Annotated in this window: 18 protein-coding genes; 11 read left to right on the top strand and 7 right to left on the bottom strand. The window is 66.8% G+C overall.

Features of this window, described 5'->3' with window-relative positions; genetic code table 11:
* From L995_RS16065 to L995_RS16050, 4 genes are all read left to right on the top strand, one after another.
* A partial coding sequence (locus L995_RS16065) for a GMC family oxidoreductase (RefSeq protein WP_047472611.1) occupies nt 1-620 on the top strand: 620 nt, incomplete at its 5' end.
* Entirely contained in the window at nt 617-1402 is a 786-nt protein-coding gene (locus tag L995_RS16060) for a 3-ketoacyl-ACP reductase (protein ID WP_016451528.1), read from the top strand. The genes L995_RS16065 and L995_RS16060, both read left to right, overlap by 4 nt.
* A gap of 11 nt (nt 1403-1413) precedes the next feature.
* A complete protein-coding gene (locus L995_RS16055; RefSeq protein ID WP_047472610.1) occupies nt 1414-3027 on the top strand; it encodes a GMC family oxidoreductase in 1614 nt (537 codons plus the stop codon).
* Nucleotides 3028-3041: 14 nt separating this feature from the next.
* Entirely contained in the window at nt 3042-4223 is a 1182-nt protein-coding gene (locus tag L995_RS16050) for a dihydrodipicolinate synthase family protein (protein WP_047472609.1), read from the top strand.
* Nucleotides 4224-4268: 45 nt separating this feature from the next.
* Here L995_RS16050 and argC read toward each other — a convergent pair whose 3' ends face one another.
* Nucleotides 4269-5270, bottom strand: coding sequence for an N-acetyl-gamma-glutamyl-phosphate reductase (gene argC / locus L995_RS16045; protein ID WP_016446296.1), 1002 nt, complete (start codon nt 5268-5270; stop codon nt 4269-4271).
* Between the two features lie 119 nt (nt 5271-5389).
* On the opposite strand from argC, the gene L995_RS16040 reads away from it, so the two are divergent.
* The 3 genes from L995_RS16040 (at nt 5390) to L995_RS16030 (ending at nt 8213) form a co-directional block, all read left to right on the top strand.
* Nucleotides 5390-6274, top strand: coding sequence for a LysR family transcriptional regulator (locus L995_RS16040; RefSeq protein WP_047472608.1), 885 nt, complete (start codon nt 5390-5392; stop codon nt 6272-6274).
* Between the two features lie 320 nt (nt 6275-6594).
* Nucleotides 6595-7521, top strand: a complete 927-nt coding sequence (locus L995_RS16035; RefSeq protein WP_047472607.1) for an NAD-dependent epimerase/dehydratase family protein — start codon at nt 6595-6597, stop codon at nt 7519-7521.
* A complete protein-coding gene (locus tag L995_RS16030) occupies nt 7518-8213 on the top strand; it encodes a type 1 glutamine amidotransferase domain-containing protein (protein WP_016446292.1) in 696 nt (231 codons plus the stop codon). The genes L995_RS16035 and L995_RS16030 overlap by 4 nt, the downstream gene beginning before the upstream one ends.
* A 25-nt stretch (nt 8214-8238) precedes the next feature.
* On the opposite strand, the gene L995_RS16025 is transcribed toward L995_RS16030, so the two are convergent.
* Nucleotides 8239-8733 (bottom strand): MerR family transcriptional regulator, encoded by a 495-nt coding sequence (locus L995_RS16025; protein WP_016451534.1) that lies wholly within the window; start codon nt 8731-8733, stop codon nt 8239-8241.
* 302 nt (nt 8734-9035) lie between these two features.
* Between L995_RS16025 and L995_RS16020 the strand changes: the two genes are divergently transcribed.
* Complete coding sequence (locus L995_RS16020) at nt 9036-9527, top strand: hypothetical protein (RefSeq protein WP_016446290.1); 492 nt, start codon at nt 9036-9038, stop codon at nt 9525-9527.
* Between the two features lie 88 nt (nt 9528-9615).
* On the opposite strand, the gene L995_RS16015 is transcribed toward L995_RS16020, so the two are convergent.
* The 5 genes from L995_RS16015 to L995_RS16000 all read right to left on the bottom strand — a co-directional run bounded on the left by L995_RS16015 (nt 9616) and on the right by L995_RS16000 (nt 13159).
* A complete protein-coding gene (locus tag L995_RS16015) occupies nt 9616-10224 on the bottom strand; it encodes a DUF4337 domain-containing protein (RefSeq protein WP_012206105.1) in 609 nt (202 codons plus the stop codon).
* Between the two features lie 100 nt (nt 10225-10324).
* Nucleotides 10325-10504 carry a DUF2256 domain-containing protein gene (locus tag L995_RS32090; RefSeq protein WP_013801983.1) on the bottom strand — a complete coding sequence of 60 codons (180 nt, stop codon included), beginning with the start codon at nt 10502-10504 and terminating at the stop codon, nt 10325-10327.
* 20 nt (nt 10505-10524) lie between these two features.
* Complete coding sequence (locus L995_RS16010) at nt 10525-11586, bottom strand: NAD(P)/FAD-dependent oxidoreductase (protein ID WP_047472606.1); 1062 nt, start codon at nt 11584-11586, stop codon at nt 10525-10527.
* The gene (locus L995_RS16005) at nt 11583-12215 is read right to left on the bottom strand and encodes a lipocalin family protein (RefSeq protein ID WP_047472605.1); all 633 of its coding nucleotides are present in this window, start codon (nt 12213-12215) and stop codon (nt 11583-11585) included. The genes L995_RS16010 and L995_RS16005 overlap by 4 nt, the downstream gene beginning before the upstream one ends.
* Complete coding sequence (locus L995_RS16000; protein WP_052195816.1) at nt 12176-13159, bottom strand: MerR family transcriptional regulator; 984 nt, start codon at nt 13157-13159, stop codon at nt 12176-12178. Before L995_RS16000 ends, L995_RS16005 begins: the two co-directional genes overlap by 40 nt.
* Nucleotides 13160-13418: 259 nt before the next feature.
* On the opposite strand from L995_RS16000, the gene L995_RS15995 reads away from it, so the two are divergent.
* The 3 genes from L995_RS15995 to L995_RS15985 form a co-directional block, all read left to right on the top strand.
* Nucleotides 13419-14993: a methyl-accepting chemotaxis protein gene (locus tag L995_RS15995; RefSeq protein WP_047472603.1), complete on the top strand. Its 1575-nt coding sequence runs from the start codon at nt 13419-13421 to the stop codon at nt 14991-14993.
* A gap of 469 nt (nt 14994-15462) precedes the next feature.
* Complete coding sequence (locus L995_RS15990; protein WP_047472602.1) at nt 15463-16770, top strand: dicarboxylate/amino acid:cation symporter; 1308 nt, start codon at nt 15463-15465, stop codon at nt 16768-16770.
* A gap of 46 nt (nt 16771-16816) precedes the next feature.
* The coding region (locus L995_RS15985) for a histidine kinase (RefSeq protein ID WP_047472601.1) at nt 16817-17791 on the top strand (975 nt) is incomplete at its 3' end.

The following is a 17791-nucleotide window of genomic DNA, read 5'->3' as shown; positions in this document are numbered from 1 at the left end:
CCGCGTCCCTGATGGCATGGCACCCGTTCAGGCGCAACCGCACGCGCTTTCCCAAGACGCTGGCGCTGCACGACTTCTATTTCGGCGACGGCGCGGGCGGCCCGCCGCTGGGCAGCCTGCAACTGCTGGGAAAGATCCGCGAGCCCATGCTGCGTGCCGCCCTGCCGGGCACCCCGAGGTGGCTGCGCAGCGCGCTGGCCGAGCGCAGTGTGGACTGGTACGCGCAAAGCGAGGACCTGCCCCACCCCAGCAGCCGCGTCACGCTGCGCGCAGACGGAGCCATCGACCTGCACTGGCACCGCACCAACCTGCGCGCCCACCAGCGTTGGGTGGCGCGCTGCGCCCAGATACTGCGCGGCACCGGCTACCCGCTGGTGCTGTCGCGCGGCTTCGGCACCGAGGTGGTGTCGCACCAGTGCGGAACGGTGCGCCTTGGGAGTGATCCGGCCACCTCGGCGCTGGACCCGCAGTGCAAGGCCTGGGAGCTGGACAACCTGTATGTGGTCGATGCGGGATTCTTCCCGTCCTCGGCCGCAGTCAACCCCGCGCTGACCGTGGCTGCCCAGGCCCTGCGCGTGGGCAGCCACCTGCGTCACCACCTTCAGGAGCTGCTGCCATGAATCCGCAATCGACGGCACGGCGCCCCGTGGCCCTGGTCACCGGCGGCAGCCAGGGCATAGGCGCCGCCATTGCGCTGCAACTGGCGCACGACGGCTTTGACGTGGCCATCACCACGCTGCAGGACGATGGCGCCAGTGACGGCGCCAGCGTCGCGCAGATCCAGGCCTGCGGCGCGCGTGCGCTGCGTGTGCGCGGCGACCTGGCCGACGTGCACGACCACGCTCGTGTACTCGATGCGGTCTGCGCCTGGGGCGGTGTGCCGTCCTGCCTGGTCAACAACGCAGGCATGGGATCGCCGCGCCGCGGCGATCTGCTGGACATCCGCGCCGAGGACTTCGACCGGGTGATGGCCACCAACCTGCGCGGCAGCTTCTTTTTCACGCAGGCCGTGGCGCAGCGCATGCTGGCTGCGCCTTCGGGCGCTGCGCGGTCCATCGTCACCGTGTCCTCGGTCAGCGGCGAGATGGCGTCGGTGGAGCGCGGCGAGTACTGCCTGTCCAAGGCCGGCCTGGGCATGCTGACGCGCCTGTTCGCGCTGCGCCTGGCGGCGCACGGCATTGGCGTGTTCGAGCTGCGCCCCGGCATCGTCCGCACGGCCATGACGGCGGGCGCTGCCGATCGGTACGACGGCCTGATCGCTGCGGGCCTTGTGCCCATGGGCCGCTGGGGCCGGCCCGAGGACGTGGCGCAGGCCGCCAGCGCGCTGGCAAGCGGCAGGCTGGCGTTTGCGACGGGGTCGGTGCTGCATGTGGATGGCGCGCTCTCCATCGCGCGGCTGTGAGGAGGATGACCATGGACAGCTATGACTACATCATCACGGGCGCGGGCTCGGCCGGCTGCGTGCTGGCCAACCGGCTGAGCGCCGACCCCTCGGTGCGCGTGCTGCTGCTGGAGGCCGGGGGCTGGGACTCGCATCTTCTGTACCACTGGCCTGCGGGCTTTGCGCGCATGACCCGGGGCCGGGGCTCCTGGGGATGGCAGACCGTGCCGCAGCGGCATCTGAACCAGCGCGTGCTGCGCTACACGCAGGCCAAGGTCATCGGTGGCGGCTCGACCATCAACGCCCAGCTGTACACGCGCGGCGTGCCGGCAGACTATGACGACTGGGAGCGCCTGGGCGGCGCCACGGGCTGGTCCTGGCGCGACGTGCTGCCGTACTTCAAGCGGTCGGAGAACAACCAGCGCTTTGCCAACGAGTACCACGGCTACGGCGGCCCGCTGGGCGTGTCCTGCCCCGTCAGCCCGCTGCCCATCTGCGAGGCCTTCTTCCAGGCCGGCCAGGAAATGGGCATGCCCTTCAACCCCGACTTCAACGGCGCCGCGCAGCAGGGCCTGGGCTACTACCAGCTCACGCAGTGGAATGCGCGCCGTGCGTCGGCGGCCACGGGCTTCATCGATCCGGTGCGCATGCGCCGCCCCAATCTGACCATCCAGCTGCAGACCCAGGCGCTGCGCGTGCTGGTGCAGGGCCGGCGCGCGGTTGGCGTGGAGGCGGTCTCGGGCACCAGCCGCACGCCTTTCAGCGTGCACGCCAGCCGCGAAGTCATCGTCTGCTCGGGCGCCATAGGCTCGCCCAGGCTGCTGATGCACTCCGGCATAGGCCCTGCCGACCATCTGCGCAGCGTGGGGCTTGCGCCTGTGCATGACCTCCCTGGTGTCGGCTCCAACCTGCAGGACCACCTGGACCTGTTCGTGATCGCCGAATGCACGGGCGACCACACCTACGACAAATACCAGCGCCCCTGGCACGCGGCCTGGGCGGGCCTGCAGTACCTGCTGCTCAAGAAAGGGCCGGCCGCCTCCAGCCTCTTCGAGACCGGGGGCTTCTGGTATGCCGACCCCGATGCGCTCGCGCGCTCGCCCGACATCCAGTTCCATCTGGGGCTGGGCTCGGGCATAGAAGCCGGAATCACCGGGCTGGAGAACGCAGGCGTGACGCTGAACACGGCCTACCTGCGCCCCCGCTCGCGCGGCACGGTCCGGCTCGCGGATGCAGACCCGGCGTCGGCGCCCTTGATCGATCCCAACTACTGGGCCGACCCCCATGACCGGGCCATGTCCATCAAGGGCCTGCGCCTTGCGCGCAAGCTGCTGTGCCAGCCCGCGCTGCGGCGCTACGTGCACGGCGAGGTATTGCCGGGCGGACATCGGGACAGCGATGCCGAGCTGTCTGACTACGCCTGCGCCCATGCCAAGACCGACCACCATCCCGTGGGCACCTGCCGCATGGGCCCCGAGCACGACCCGGACAGCGTGGTGACGCCGCAACTGCAGCTCATCGGCATGGAGGGGCTGCGCGTGGCCGATGCGTCCGTGATGCCCTTCATCCCCTCGTGCAACACCAACGCTCCCACCATCATGGTGGCCGAGAAGGCTGCCGACCACATCCTCGGCCGACTGGCTTGAGGCAGGAGACCCCCATGCAGATCCTCCTTCCCCGAAGCGACGGCCGTCTCGTGCCACTTGCCATGAAGGCCAGTCCCATCGCTCCCGCGGGCCCGGCTCCTGCCTTCAACCGCAGCGTCTACGCAGCGGCCCATGTGGTGATCGACCCGTTGGCAACCACGCATCCCTGGGATAGCCCGCCTGCCATCGATTGGGAGGCGACGCTGGCCTTCCGCGAGCATCTGTACCGCCTGGGCTTCAAGGTCGCCGAAGCCATGGACACGGCCCAGCGCGGCATGGGCCTGGACTGGCCATCGGCACGCGAACTCATCCAGCGCAGCGCGCGCCATGCGCGGGCAGTGGGCGGCCAGCTGGCCTGCGGCGCGGGCACCGACCAGCTGGCGGCGCAACCCGGGGTCACGCTGGCACAGGTCGAGCGGGCCTACCGCGAGCAGATGGACGTGGTGCAGGCCGAAGGCTGCCCCGTGGTCCTCATGGCCAGCCGCGCCCTGGTCCAGGCCGCGCGCGGCCCGCAGGACTATGTGCAACTCTATGACCGGCTGCTGGACGCTGCCGACCAGCCCGTGGTGCTGCACTGGCTGGGCGAGATGTTCGACCCTGCGCTGCGCGGCTACTGGGGCAGTACGGACCTGGCGCAGGCCCTTGATACCGTCGCCGCGCTGATCGCAGCGAAGGCGCCCAAGGTCGAAGGCATCAAGGTATCGCTGCTCGATGCGCAATGGGAGAGGGCGCTGCGCCGCAGGCTGCCTGCGGGCGTGAAGATGTACACGGGTGACGATTTCCACTACGCCGAACTCATGGCCGGCGATGGGACGGCAGCCGGTGAGGGCGGCCACTCCCACGGCCTGCTGGGCATCTTCGACCCCATCGCCCCGGTGGCGGCCGTGGCGCTGGCCGAACTGGCCCAGGGCCGCAGCGGGCGCTTCCGGGAACTGCTGGATCCCACGGTGGCGCTGTCGCGCGAGATTTTTTGCGCGCCCACGCGGCATTACAAGGCAGGCATCGTGTTCCTGGCCTGGCTCAATGGCCACCAGAAGCACTTCTCCATGGCCGGCGGAATGCAGTCTGCACGCGGGGCCGTGCACTTTGCCAAGGTGTTCGAGCTGGCCGATGCCTGCGGTGCGCTGGCCGACCCGGAACGGGCCAGCGCGCGCATGAAAAGCTATCTGTCGGTGGCCTGTGGCGTCGAGGCTTGAAGCAGGATTGCCCGGATCTTGCCCCGTCTTCCCCAGGCCGGCAGCTCACACCGCACTCACTCCACGCTCACACCAGGCTCCCACCACGCTCAGGGATTCATCGCATCCTGGCTGCAGCATCGGCTGCAGCCCGAGCATCAGATCAAGGTTCTGCACCGCCGCGCCGGCGGCGCCCTTGCCCAGGTTGTCGAACACGGCGGTCAGCAGCACCTGCTGCTCCTGCGGCTGTCCGAACACCGCGAGCCGCATCCGGTTGCTGCCATTGAGCGCGCGCGGATCGAGCCGCTGCGCATCGGCGTCCTCCTCCAGGGGTTGCAGCTCGATGCAGGGCTGGCCCTGGTACCGCGCCTGCAGGGCAGCGTGCAGGCTGCGGGCGGTCACACCAGCGGGCAGCAGCCGCAGATGCAGGGCGATGGTCAGCACGATGCCTTGCCGGTAGTGGCCATAGGCCGGCACGAACACCGGCGCATGGGCCAGGCCGGCATGCTGCTGGATCTCGGGTACGTGCTTGTGGTGCAGACCCAGGCCATAGACCTGCAGGGGCACGGCAGTGGCGGCGGCAGCGCCCTCATGGTCCAGCAGCCCTGCGCGGCCCCGTCCCGAGTAGCCCGATACCGCGTGAATGGCCAGCGGGTAGTCGGGGGGCAGCAGGCCCGCGTCGATCAAGGGCCTGAGCAGTGCCAGCGCACCTGTCGGATAGCAGCCGGGATTGCTGACGCGCCGGGCATGGGCGATGCGTTCAGCCTGGCCTGCCTCCAATTCCGGCAGGCCATAGACCCAGCCCGGCGCGGTGCGATGCGCAGAACTCGCATCGATCACGCGCACGCCGGGCCGGCGCACCAGCGCCACGGCCTCGCGCGCAGCCTCGTCCGGCAGGCACAGCAAGGCGATGTCGCAGTCGTTGAGCGCCTCGGCGCGGTGCGCCGTGCTTTTGCGCTGGTCGGCCGGCAGCTGCAGCAGGCGCAGGTCGGTCCGATCCGCCAGCCATTCGCGCACCTGCAGGCCGGTGGTGCCCTGGTCGCCATCGATGAAAACAAGAGAGGTCATGGGTTGCTCCGATTGGGTGTGGAGCGCATGGTGCAGCGCCTGCCGCATGCAGGCCAGTTGAATCTGACAAACTACGGATTCATGATTCCTGAATTGCTGGCAACCTGGGACACCGCACCATGCGCGAAATCAATCTGGACCGTCTGCGCACCCTGCTGACGGTGGCCGACCTGGGCTCGTTCGCCGCCGCCGCCAAGGTGCTGCACCTGGCGCCGCCCACGGTGACGCTGCATGTGGCGCAGCTCGAAGAGCGTCTGGGAACTCGTCTATTGCACCGCGCACCGGCCGGCGTCACCGCCACATCGGCGGGCAGCCTGCTGATAGACAAGGCGCGCCAGCTCCTGGCCGAGGCCGACGATCTCCTGCAGACCGTGCAGCGCCAGATCGCCACGCGCGGGGGCCGCGTGCGCCTGGGCGCCTCCACTGGCGCACTCGCGCACCTCTTGCCCCAGGCGCTGGAAACCCTGGCCGCCCGGCATCCCGAGATCGACGTGCAAGTGGCGGTGATGACCAGCGAGGAGGCCCTGGCGCGCCTGGCTGCCGGCAGCCTGGACATCGGCATCGTTGCCTTGCCGCAGCCCGTGCTGCGCGGGCTGCAGGTGCAGGCCTGGCGCCAGGACCCCGTGCTGGCCTTCATCCCGGCCGCCTGGAAGCCTCCGCGGCACATCACGCCCGCCTGGCTTGCAGCCCGTCCGCTGATCGCCAACGACCGTGGCACCCGGCTGTCGCGCCAGACTGCTGAATGGTTTGCCGCAGGCGGCGCCCGGCCGCAGGCACGGATCGAGCTGAACTACAACGACGCAATGAAGAGCCTGGTGGCGGCGGGCTACGGCGCCGCGCTGCTGCCCCATGAGGCCGGCGCACCGCAGCCTGACGCCCGCATCACCACGCGGCCCCTGCGGCCGGCACTGTCAAGGGCGTTGGGCATCGCGCATCGCAAAAGGCCGGATGACGACGCGACGACGGTGACGATTGAGGTTTTGATGGGGATGCGGGGGCGTTGACTTTGCTGATTGATGCCTGATTGACAGCAGGAATCCATAGAGCCGATGAGCGGACTGGAATAAACCTCGGCTTCATCCCAGTCCGTTTCGGTGTCTTGTTGATGCGATGGCACCATCACCGGTTTGACACTACGCTGGAATGAAACGCCTGTCGCGTCAACATTTGTGCCGGAGCGACCAAAGAGTCCACCCGCTGAGCGAGCCGGCGGGTTTGTCTTCGACCTGGTATCAGGGATCTGTAGTTTGCCGCTTGACCTTCAACTCAACTTGAAGCTTAAGCTCCTTATCCTCTCATCACACAAGATGCTGCAAGGATCGATATGCAAACCATTTTGGGCGCCAATGGCCAGATCGCGGTGGAGCTGGTGCGCGAGCTCCATCGCAACTACACGCAGAACCTGCGCCTGGTCAGCCGCAAGCCGCGCAAGGTGAACGATACGGACGAGCTGGTGTCCGCCGACCTGATGAATTCCGCGCAAACCCTGGAGGCCGTGCGTGGCAGCGAGGTCGTGTACTTCACCGCCGGCCTGCCACCAGACACCGAGTTATGGGAGGGGCAATTTCCTGCCATGCTGCGCAACGCGCTCGATGCCACGCGGGCAGCGGGGGCCAAGTTTGTCTACTTCGACAACACCTACATGTACCCGCAAACCGCGCAGCGGCAGACCGAGGAAACCGCCTTTGCCCCGGTGGGCCGCAAGGGGCGCGTGCGCGCCTTGATGGCCGAGATGGTGCTGGCCGAGATGCAGCGCGGCGATATCCCCGTCGCCATTGCCCGCGCGCCAGAGTTCTACGGCCCCGGCAAAACCCAAAGCATCACCAACACCCTGGTGATCGGCCCGCTCAAGGCGGGCCAGAAGGCCAAAGTGCCGGTCCGTGACGACAAGCTGCGCACCCTGATCTGGACGCCCGATGCAAGCCGCGCCATGGCAGCCATTGGCAATGCGCAAGATGCGTATGGCCAGACCTGGCATCTGCCTTGCTGGGACGAGCGGCTGACCTATCAGGCCTTTGTGAACCTGGCGGCTGCAACCTTTGGGGTTGAGCCGCGCTACAAGGTACTGAGCCACCTGGCCATGGTGGTTGCTGGCTGGGTCTCCAAGCCCGTGCGCGAACTGCGTGAACTGCTGCCACGCTACGCGCACGACAATGTGTTTGATTCGTCCAAGTTCAAGCGCCGCTTTCCCGACTTTGCTGTCACCAGCTACGCACAGGGCCTCAAGCACATCGCGCAGGAGTCATCATGAGTACGCCACGTATCTTGCATGTCGTCACCAATGTCGCTCATTACGACGACCCTGCGCACGCCACAGGGCTGTGGCTGTCGGAGCTGACCCATGCCTGGGATGTGTTTGCTGCGCAAGGGTATCTGCAACAACTGGTGAGCCCGCTGGGTGGCGCCGTACCGCTGGAGCCGCGCGCACTCCAATGGCCGCACTTCGATGCTTCGGCCAAAGCCTGGCTCGATGATCCCGCGCGCATGGCCCTGCTGGCGAACACTGCGGCACCTGCCGATATCGATGCGAACGATTTCGATGCCATCTACTTCACCGGAGGGCATGCGGTGATGTGGGATTTTCCCGATAGTGCGGGGCTGCAGCGCATCACACGCAGCATCTGGGAGCGAAGTGGCATCGTTGCATCGGTTTGCCACGGCTACTGCGGCCTGCTCAATACGCAGCTCAGCGACGGCTCTTTGCTGGTCGCGGGCAAACGGGTCACGGGTTTTTCATGGACGGAAGAAATCCTGGCCGGAGTGGCCCGGTCCATGCCCTACAACGCCGAGCAGGAGATGAAGATGCGCGGTGCGCGCTATCAGAAAGCCTTGCTGCCTTTTATGTCGTATGTGGTGGCCGAGGGCCGCCTCATCACCGGGCAAAACCCGGGGTCGGCCAAAGCGACTGCCAAGCAGGTGGTGCAGGCTTTGGCAAGGCGCTAGGGCCACGTTCCAAACTGGCGCAGGCCTATGCCGCGCTTGCCCGCTTCTTGTGTCCGGTGCGCATGAGCTTGCCCATTTTTTCTTCGGCCGCTGCTTCAGAGGCCAGGGATTCGGATTGCTGGGCCAGTACATGGGAGAGCACACGGCGTGCGTTGTCATGGCAATCCATGTTGTCTGGCCGCGCTTCAATATCGGACAACAAAGCCTGCAACTGCTTTTTGCTGGTCTGCAGCTTTTTCTCCATGGCCTTGATATCGGCAATTTTTTGGCGCAGCGCGCCTACGACGGCCTCATGGTCCCAGCCTTGCAGGCCGGGCGGCAAGAGTGCACGAATTTCATCCAGGCTGAAGCCCACCCCTTGCGCAATCGCAATCAGCTCCAGCATCTGCACCATCTCAGGCGGATAGCTGCGGTAGCCATTCGCGCCACGCTCAGCCGCTTGCAGCAGGCCGCTTTGCTCATAAAAACGAATGCGTGATGTGGACAGGCCTGTGCGTTTGCTCAGTTCGCCAATGTTCATACGTGACCTCGGCAGGGATGCCTTGACCTTCAATAAGACTTGAAGCTTATCGTACTCGCAAGCCCTTCGCTCCAGCGGCAATTTGCGGCGAGCGCGACGTGCAAGCGAGGCAACCTGACGCAGCTCGGTCAGACGCTGATGACCAGCCTGCACGCCTGCTTTGACTGCCGTGGCTACCGTATCTGCCGGGTGTCATGGCCCCGTGGAAGCCGCCGCTTGCGCAATAGACCCCTGCGCGCGAACTGTATGGATAGACAGTAGAATTTCGGGCTCGATAGTTTCCACAAGGGAAGGGTCTGGACATGTCCGCAGAACTCGAACAAGAAGTCGTCTCAATCTTCGAAGACCGCCTTTGGCATCACAACGGCTGGGAGGCCCGCGTCATCAAGAATGAAGACGACGATGGCTGGGCCGTTGCCATGACCCAGGACGGCCAGGCGGAGCCAAGCCTGGTCGGCCCGTGGACCATGGGCCGCGACAAGAAAAATCCCAAGCCGCTGGACGTTTCCGCCTTCAACACGCTCGTGAAGACGGCGCACGAGGTGATGCGCCGGCATGAGCAGCATCTGGCAGCGCAGTTGCACAAGGATGTGCAGATCGTGGTGGGCGGGTCACGCGTGACCGTCTCTCTGGATATCGAGCCCGATGAGGACAATCCCAGCGCCACGCTCACCGCCACTGCCGCCGACGGCAGCGAGCTGGCCAAGGTGGGAGTCAGGCCGGACCATCAGCTCACCCGGACGTCTGCGCAAGCCTGGGCAGAGGCAGGCTACCCCCGTCCCAGCGAGGACTGAGCCGCGGGCAAGGCCGGGGAATCGGGGGGGGCTGTTTCACAGCTGCCTTCCAAGGCGGATATGCGGCTTTGCGGCTTTGCCACACGCTCTAGATGTGCAGCATGGCCAGCCCGCCCACGCCAAGGCCCAGCGCTGCCACGCCGAGCATGGCGTATTCCAGCCATTTCTTCTTGGTCAGCAGCGCGATGGCTGCAAGGGCAATGGCGACCTGCAGCGCGGTGGTGGCCTGCGCCCAGCGGTGATGCAGGTGCATCTGCATCTCGGACTTCTCGTCCCATTGCCGGGCCTCGGCTTCCAGGCGGTCGGCATCGCGCTTGATGTCGTCCTTTTCCTTTTCGTAGCGCTCCACCTTGGCCTGGTAGGCCGCCCGCCTGTCCTCCGTGGTCGCCAGATCACGCGCGAACTCGGACAGCGATTGCTTGGTGCTCTTGGCCTGGAAGAAGGCCCACTGGTTGGCCGCTTCGGTCTTCTTGATGGCTGCGTCGTTCTTGTACAGCCCGGCATTGGCCTGGGTGGCGCCGCCCATGTACGCGAAGATGGCGCCCACCGTGGCGATGACTGCCGTGCACATGGCGATCTGGTTGGTCAGGCTGCCGCCGCCGATGCCGTGATGGGCGGTTTGGCCATGCTCGCCCTGGGCAGCATGTTCGAGTTCGTGATCGTGTGGGCCGTGGACGTGAAAGCCGCCGGAAGACATAGGTGCCAATTCCTTGATGCAATGGGGTGGCGCATTATGGGGCCGGCCTGGCGGCAATCCAGGGCTCCAGAATGTGCGGGGCGCATGGCCCGCTTGGAGGTCAGCGCCTTGGCTGACGGCCTGCAGATGGGGGAGTGGGATCAGGCGGCAGTCGCGCGGTGCGGCAGCGCTGCGAGCAGTATTTGACCTCGTCCCAATCACGTGCCCATTTTTTGCGCCATGTGAACGCAAGACCGCAGCACGCACACAGCTTGGAGGGAAGGTGGGGCTTCTTGTGCATGGCGCGGGCGTTCCTGTGGTTCAGCGCGTCAGCGTGGCCAGGGCGCGCCGGGCCAGCGCCCGTCCGCTGAGCCAGGCGCCTTCGACGCCTGCGCCGCACATCCAGTCGCCGCACAGGCCCAGGCCCGCAGGCGCATCCCACCAGTAGCGGTTGACCAGGTGCGGCGCCGGCAGCGCATAGCGCCAGCGGTGGGCAGTGACGCGCAGGCCGCCTGGCAGAGAGTCGGACAGAGAGCCGGCCAGTGGGCCGGTCAGGGCCTCGAATGCCTGCAGCAGTTGCCCGGCCACGGATTCAGCGTCCGATTCGATGTGATCCTGGCTCCACCGTGCACTGGCATGCAGTACCCAGGTCTGCTGCCCTTGTTGCCCTTGCCGCCCTGGCTTGGCGCTGTCGCGTGCCACCCAGCACAGCGGGCCATCCGTGATTTCTGCCGCATCCCAGTCCAGCGGCAGGGGGGCGTCGGTGCGCAGCATGGCCACCCAGCAAGGCTGCATGCGCGCGCTGGCGGCCAGTGCCGACGCATAGGGCGAGACCGGCTCCAGCAAGGCTGCCGCCTGCGGTGCAGGCACTGCCAGCACCAGGGCGCAGTATTCCGGCCCCATCTGCCCTTGTTCGGCACAGTGCACTGTCCAGCGGGCAGGCCCGTGCTGCAAATGCTGCACCGTGGCCTGCAGGTGCAGCCGTACGCCATGCCCCTGCTGTCCAAGCCGCTGGACAAGAAACGCTGCGGGAGAGGTCATGCGCGGCACGCCCACCCAGCGGTCGGGGCCTGCCTCTGCGGGCACCGCGTCTGTGCCCTGCAGGCGCACTGCGCGCGGACGCCAGGCGGCGACAACGCCGTGCTGCTCCCACTGGCGCACCTCCTGCACAAACTCCGGGTCCTGGGCTGCAAACGATGGGGCGCCGTGATCGCACTGCCACGCACCCTGCGGATCCTGCGCGCGCCGTGTGCTCATGCGCCCGGAAGGGCCTCGGCTTTTCTCGAAGATATCCACGCGGCAGCCAGCCTCGGCCAGCAACTGTGCGCAGGCCAAACCCGCCATTCCTGCGCCGATCACCGCGACGGGGGGCAGGCTGTTCACAAGGCCTCCTGGCTGCGCGCTTCCTGGTGCCGATCATGGCTGACCCAGATCAGCGCGCTGGTATCGACGCCCAGTTCCCCTGCCTTGGCAACGATGGATTGCAGGGTCTGCGGGGGCAGTTTCGGCTCCCTGGCCAGTATCCAGCAGTACTGCGTGTCCGGCCCGAGGACCAGCGCCCAGCGGTAGTCAGGGTCCAGGGCGGCCACATGGTAGCCGCCGTAGAACGGGCCGAAGAAGGAGACCTTGAGCGAAGCCGTGTCCGGCTTGCCCGTGAACAAGGCCTTGCCGACGGCGCGCTGCCACTGGCCCCGGGGCACGGAAAACCCCCGGTTCACCACCTTCACGCTGCCGTCTGCCTGCGGCGTGTACTCGGCGGTCACATCGGTCATGCCCCGCTCGAAACCATGGTCCAGCCGTGCCAGTTCATACCACAAGCCCTGGTAGCGCTGCAGGTCGAACGGTGAGACGGGCGTGACCGAGCCTGGCGGGCGCATGCTGGCGCAACCGCTGGCCAGCAGGCCGGCGCCAAGGGTCGCTGCCAGCAGGGTGCGCCGCCTGGCGATGAAGACGGGGCGGGGGGCGGGAAAGTTCATGCGTATGTCCTTGATGTTCTTGTCGTCTGCCGCCATCGGGCGACCAGCGGTTGCAGATCCGTGAGATGGCGCACCGGCGTGATGCCCGCGACAGGGCTGGAATAGAGCGCCGGGCATGCTCCACCGGCCCACAACTCGATGGCCGGCGGCAGGTGGCTGCGCAGCTCGCCCAGGCAAGCCTGCGCTATCGCTCCGTTGTGCGCGCTGCTGAAGCTCAGCCCCACGATGTCGGCGCGATGCGCCCGCGCGGCCTGTGCCACGTCGCCGATGGGCGTCTGGGTGCCCAGCGATACGCAGTTGCAGCCTTCCAGGGCCAGCAGGGCTTCGACCATGAGCAGCCCAAGTCCATGCATCTCCTGCGGCAGCGTGGTCAGCAACACCTTGGGCGCGGGCGGCGGGGAAGGCGGGACGAGCGAGGCGATCGCCTGCCTCAAGACGCCGGTGAGCACCTCGGTGTACAGGTGCTCTTCGAACACTTCAAAACGCCCCTGTGCCCAGAATTCGCCGACCGCCGTGGTCAGCGGGGCCACGAGCGTGGTCACGAAACCGGCCAGGCCCATGCGCGACTGGGCCAGGCTCAGGCAATGCCTGAGCTGGGCGGGATCATGTGCGGCAATGGCGTTGAGCATGGGTGCGAAGCGGTCAGAGTCTGCTGCATTCTCTGAATTTGTCCTGGACAAATTCATGGCTGGCGAGGTGTCGGCGCGGGCCAGCAGCGCCTGCAGGCCGTCCAGGTCCACGCCCATCAGCTTGCTGGGGCGCAGCCCCGTATCCATGAGCCGCCGGATCAGGGTCAGTTGTCGAACCTGGTCTGCCGGGTAGCGGCGATCGCCTGCCGAATCCCGTTCAGGCCTTGGAAAGCCGTAGCGTCTTTCCCAGACGCGCAGGGTGTCCTTGGCAAGTCCGGTCTCGCGTTCGACGGCCGAGATGGGCAGCCCGGGGCCAGGCGCCAAAGGCAGGGGGTCAGAAAGTGGCGTCATTGATCTGAAGGGAACAAAACGTCCGGCCATGGCCGGAATGTTTTGAGGGATTTTGCGAATTGTCTAGGACAAAAATATGTTTTGTCCAATATATTACATAGAGAAACAAAGCGCACGCCCGCTGGCCGCCACCCGGCAGCCGCTGGCGCAAGTGCTTTGTAGATCCCGGCCAGGAGATGACGGCCCCAGGCGCAGGCGAGGCTTCACACCATGATCGCCGCGCCCTTGTGCAGTCTTTCCGGCCACGCAGTTCGTACCGATGATCATCATGAATTTGTCCAACTGGCCACTGGCCCGCCGTCTCGCAGCTGCCTTCGCATGCGTCATCGCCATTTTTCTTCTTGTCATCGCGCTGGCCGTGAGCAGCCAGTCCCGGCTCAAGGAGGCCCAGCAATGGAACGAGCACACCTTCAAGGTGATGTCCCAGGGACAGCGCATGCTCACGGGCATGGTCAACATGGAGACGGCCTCGCGGGGCTATCTCCTGTCGGGCGACTCCCGTTTTCTGGCCCCCTGGGATGAAGGACTCAAGGAGTTCGAGGCCTCCTGGCAGGAGGCCGTACGCCTGACCGAGGACAACCCCGCCCAGCAGCGCCGGCTCGACGGTATCCGGCTGCGCCACCGTGAATTCGTGCAGGCGGTGCAGCCGCTGCAGGCGCTGCGGCGGCAAGTTCAGGATGGCACGGCGACGGTCGAGGATCTGGTTCGCGAGTTCTCCCTGGGGCGCGAGAAGGCGGCCATGGATGGGCTGCGCGCACTGCTGGCGGACCTGGTGCGGGAGGAGGAGCAGCTCATGGCCGAGCGCCTGACGCGCACCGAGTCGCTGGCGGCAATGACGCTGGCGTTCGAGCTGGGGGGCGCGCTGGTGGCCGTCGTGCTGGCCGCCTTGCTGGGCACCTGGGTCACGCGCTCCATCACGGTTCCCATCGGCCGGGCCATCCAGGTGGCACGCGCGGTGGCATGCGGGGATCTGACGCAGCGGGTGGAGGCCACCACCCACGATGAAGTGGGGACCCTGCTGCGCAGCCTCGGCGAGATGAGTGATGCGCTATCGCAGGTCGTGGCCGTCGTGCGCAGCGGCAGCGAATCCGTGGCGAGTGCAAGCACCCAGATTGCCCAGGGCAACACCGACCTGTCCTCGCGAACCGAGAGCCAGGCCAGCGCGCTTGAACAGACGGCGGCCTCCATGGAGCAGCTCGGAGCGACCGTGACCCAGAACGCGGATGGCGCGGGCAAGGCCAACGCGCTCGCGCAGCAGGCCAGCGGCGTGGCCGGGCAGGCGGGCGAGGTGGTCACCCAGGTCGTGGACACGATGAAGGGCATCAGTGAAAGTTCGCGCCGCATCGCCGACATCATCAACGTCATCGACGGCATCGCGTTCCAGACCAACATCCTGGCGCTGAACGCTGCGGTGGAGGCTGCGCGTGCCGGTGAACAGGGCCGCGGCTTCGCTGTGGTGGCCTCCGAGGTCCGCAGCCTGGCCGGCCGCAGCGCGGCGGCGGCCAAGGAGATCAAGGCCCTGATCTCCGACAGCGTCGAGCGGGTCGAACAGGGCTCTGTGCTGGCCGACCGCGCGGGAGGCACCATGGCTGAAGTGGTGATGAGCATACGCAGCGTCACCGACCTCATGGGCGAGATCAGCGCGGCTTCCGCCGAACAACGCAGCGGCGTGGCACAAGTGGGCGAGGCGGTCACGCAGATGGACCAGGCGACGCAGCAAAACGCGGCCCTGGTGGAGGAAATGGCGGCGGCAGCCACGAGCCTGCGCCAGCAGGCGCATGACCTTGTGCAGTCCGTGAGCGTTTTTCGCCTGGGGCCTCAAGCGCAGGGTTGAAGCAGGGTTGGCGCAGGGGTGAGGCAGGGTTGATGCACCTGGTGAAGACGCGGTGCGGGACTTTGGGAGAGCGGGCCTCTCTACAGGCGCCGGAGCATCAGCCGCTGCTGCCGTCCTGCCCGGGCACCGGCCGGCGTTCAAACAGTTGCGCCATGGCCCGGGAGGGCCGGAGGCCGCAGATCGCGCCATCCGGTTTTCCGAACGGCGCCTGCATTTCATTGTTCGGATTTCCGTTCCACCTTATGCATAAAAGTAAGGTCGATATAGGCGAATCAAGCAGTTAGCGCGCGGCGCAGGTGCCGGATGCGGCTGGCACGGTCTGTGCACTGTCAGGCGCAGGCCACGTGCGTCGTGGTTGTGTGTGCAGGGAGACAAGCCCGTCTTCGCAATGACACCTGGCAGAGGGCCGGGGGCTGCGGCGGACCGGGCTCGCTTGCAAGACCGAAATACGTCCAACGAAAAAATCCGCATGAAATTCAATCGCTTGACCACCATGGTGCTCGTGGCCATGGTCCTCGGCGTGCTGGTGGGCTATGCCTGCAACAGCTGCGCGCCCACGCCCGAGGCCGCCAAGGAAATCGCCAGCTACTTCGGCATCCTCACCGATGTCTTCCTGCGCATGATCAAGATGATCATCGCGCCCCTGGTGTTCGCCACCCTGGTGTCGGGCCTGGCCAACATGGGCGACGCCAAGGCCGTGGGCCGCATCGGCGGCCGCGCGCTGGGCTGGTTCATCGTGGCCTCGTTCTGCTCGCTGGCCATCGGCCTGATCTATGCGAACGTGCTGCAGCCCGGCCATGGCCTGAGCGTGGCCCTGCCGTCGTCGGCCGAAGGGCTGAACCTCAAGACCTCGGCGCTGAACCTCAAGGACTTCATCGCCCACGTGTTCCCCAAGAACATCTTCGAGGCCATGGCGACCAACGAGGTGCTGCAGATCCTGGTGTTCGCGCTGTTCTTCGGCATTGCGCTGGGCAACCTGCACAACCAGGCCGCGCGTTCCATGGTGGGCCTGATGGACGAAGTGGTCCACATCATGCTCAAGGTCACCGACTACGTGATGCGCTTCGCCCCCGTGGGCGTGTTCGGCGCCGTGGCCGGCACCATCACCATCCATGGCCTGGGCATGCTGTCGGTGTTCGGCAAGTTCATGCTGTGCTTCTACCTGGCCCTGGCCACGCTGTGGGTGCTGCTGATCGTGGCCGGCTACGTCGTGCTGGGCCGTGACATCTTCCGCCTGCTGAACCTGATCCGCGGCCCGCTGCTGGTGGGCTTTTCCACGGCCAGCAGCGAATCGACCTATCCCAAGCTGATGGAGCAGCTGGAGAAGTTCGGCATCAAGCCGCGCATCATCGGCTTCGTGCTGCCGCTGGGCTACTCGTTCAATCTCGATGGCTCCATGGTCTACACCACCTTCCTGGCCATCTTCATCGCCCAGGCCTACGGCATCGACATGACGCTGACGGCCCAGATCACCATGCTGCTGGTGCTGATGGTCTCCAGCAAGGGCATTGCCGGCGTGCCGCGCGCCTCGCTGGTGGTGGTGGCCGCCGTGCTGCCCATGTTCGGCCTGCCCGAGGCCGGCATCCTGCTGATCCTGGGCATCGACCATTTCCTGGACATGGGCCGCACGCTGACCAATGTGCTGGGCAATGCCATTGCCACGGCCGTGGTGGCCAAGTGGGAAGGCGCGGTCGATCCGAATGCCACCACGGACGACGACGAGTCGCTGCTGCCCATGGAGCACTCCCAGGAAGGGCGGCCCGCTGTCTCGGCCTGAGGCCCAGGCGGCGCTGGGGGGCACTGATAACATTGGTGCCTTCACCATGCCCGCCCGCCGCCCCCTGCGCCAGCTCATCCTGCTTTTGCTGTGGCTTGCCCTGAGCGGGCTGAGCGGCTGGGGTGCGTACCTGATGGCGCAGCGGCTGGGCATCGCCGATCTGCGTGCCACGGGCATGCACCGGCTGGAGCTGTACGGCGCCAGCCTGCAGCGCGAGATCGGCAAATACGCCTTCCTGCCCGACGTGCTGGCACTGGAAGGCAATGTGCAAAGGCTGCTGGCCGAGCCCGGCGACGAGCAGCTCACCAACCGCGTCAACGCCTACCTGGAGCAGCTCAACGACCGCGCGGGCACGCTGGCAGCCTACCTGGTCGATGCGCGCGGCCACGTCGTGGCCTCCAGCAACTGGCGGCGCTCCGACAGCTACCTGGGCGAGGACCTGAGCTTTCGCCCCTACTACCGCACGGCCATGGCCACGGGCAGCGCGCGCTTCTTCGGCATAGGCACCACGCGCGGCGAACCCGGCTACTACCTGGCCTCCACCCTGGGCGACGACACCCACACGCTGGGCGTGGCCGTGGTCAAGGTCAGCCTGGACCAGCTGGAGCAGTCGTGGTCCACGGTGGAGGCGCCCGTGCTGGTGGGCGACGAGAACGGCGTCGTCATCCTGGGCACGGTCTCCGACTGGAAATTCACCACCCTGCGCACGCTGGACGAGGGCACGCGCGCCGCCTTCGACCACACGCGCCAGTACAACCGCCGCGCGCTGGAGCCGCTGGGCCTGCAGGTGCTGCGCGACCTGGGCCAGGGCGCGCGCCTGGTGCGCATTGCCCGCCATGGCGAGGAATCTCCGGGCTCGGTCTACCCGGTCAGCGGCCGCTTCCTCGCCCAGTCGCGCCAGCTGCCGGGCACGCCCTGGACGATCACCGTGCTATCGCACCTGGAGCAGGTCGACCAGCTGGCCCAGAGCCGCGCGCTGGCCGCGGCCGTGGGCGCGGCCTTTGTGCTGCTGCTGACGCGG

This window comes from Delftia sp. ZNC0008 (assembly GCF_000799035.1).
In the GTDB taxonomy this organism is placed as follows: domain Bacteria; phylum Pseudomonadota; class Gammaproteobacteria; order Burkholderiales; family Burkholderiaceae_C; genus Comamonas; species Comamonas tsuruhatensis.
Note: the sequence above shows the minus strand (reverse complement) of the source record. Positions and strands in the feature narration are given on the sequence as shown.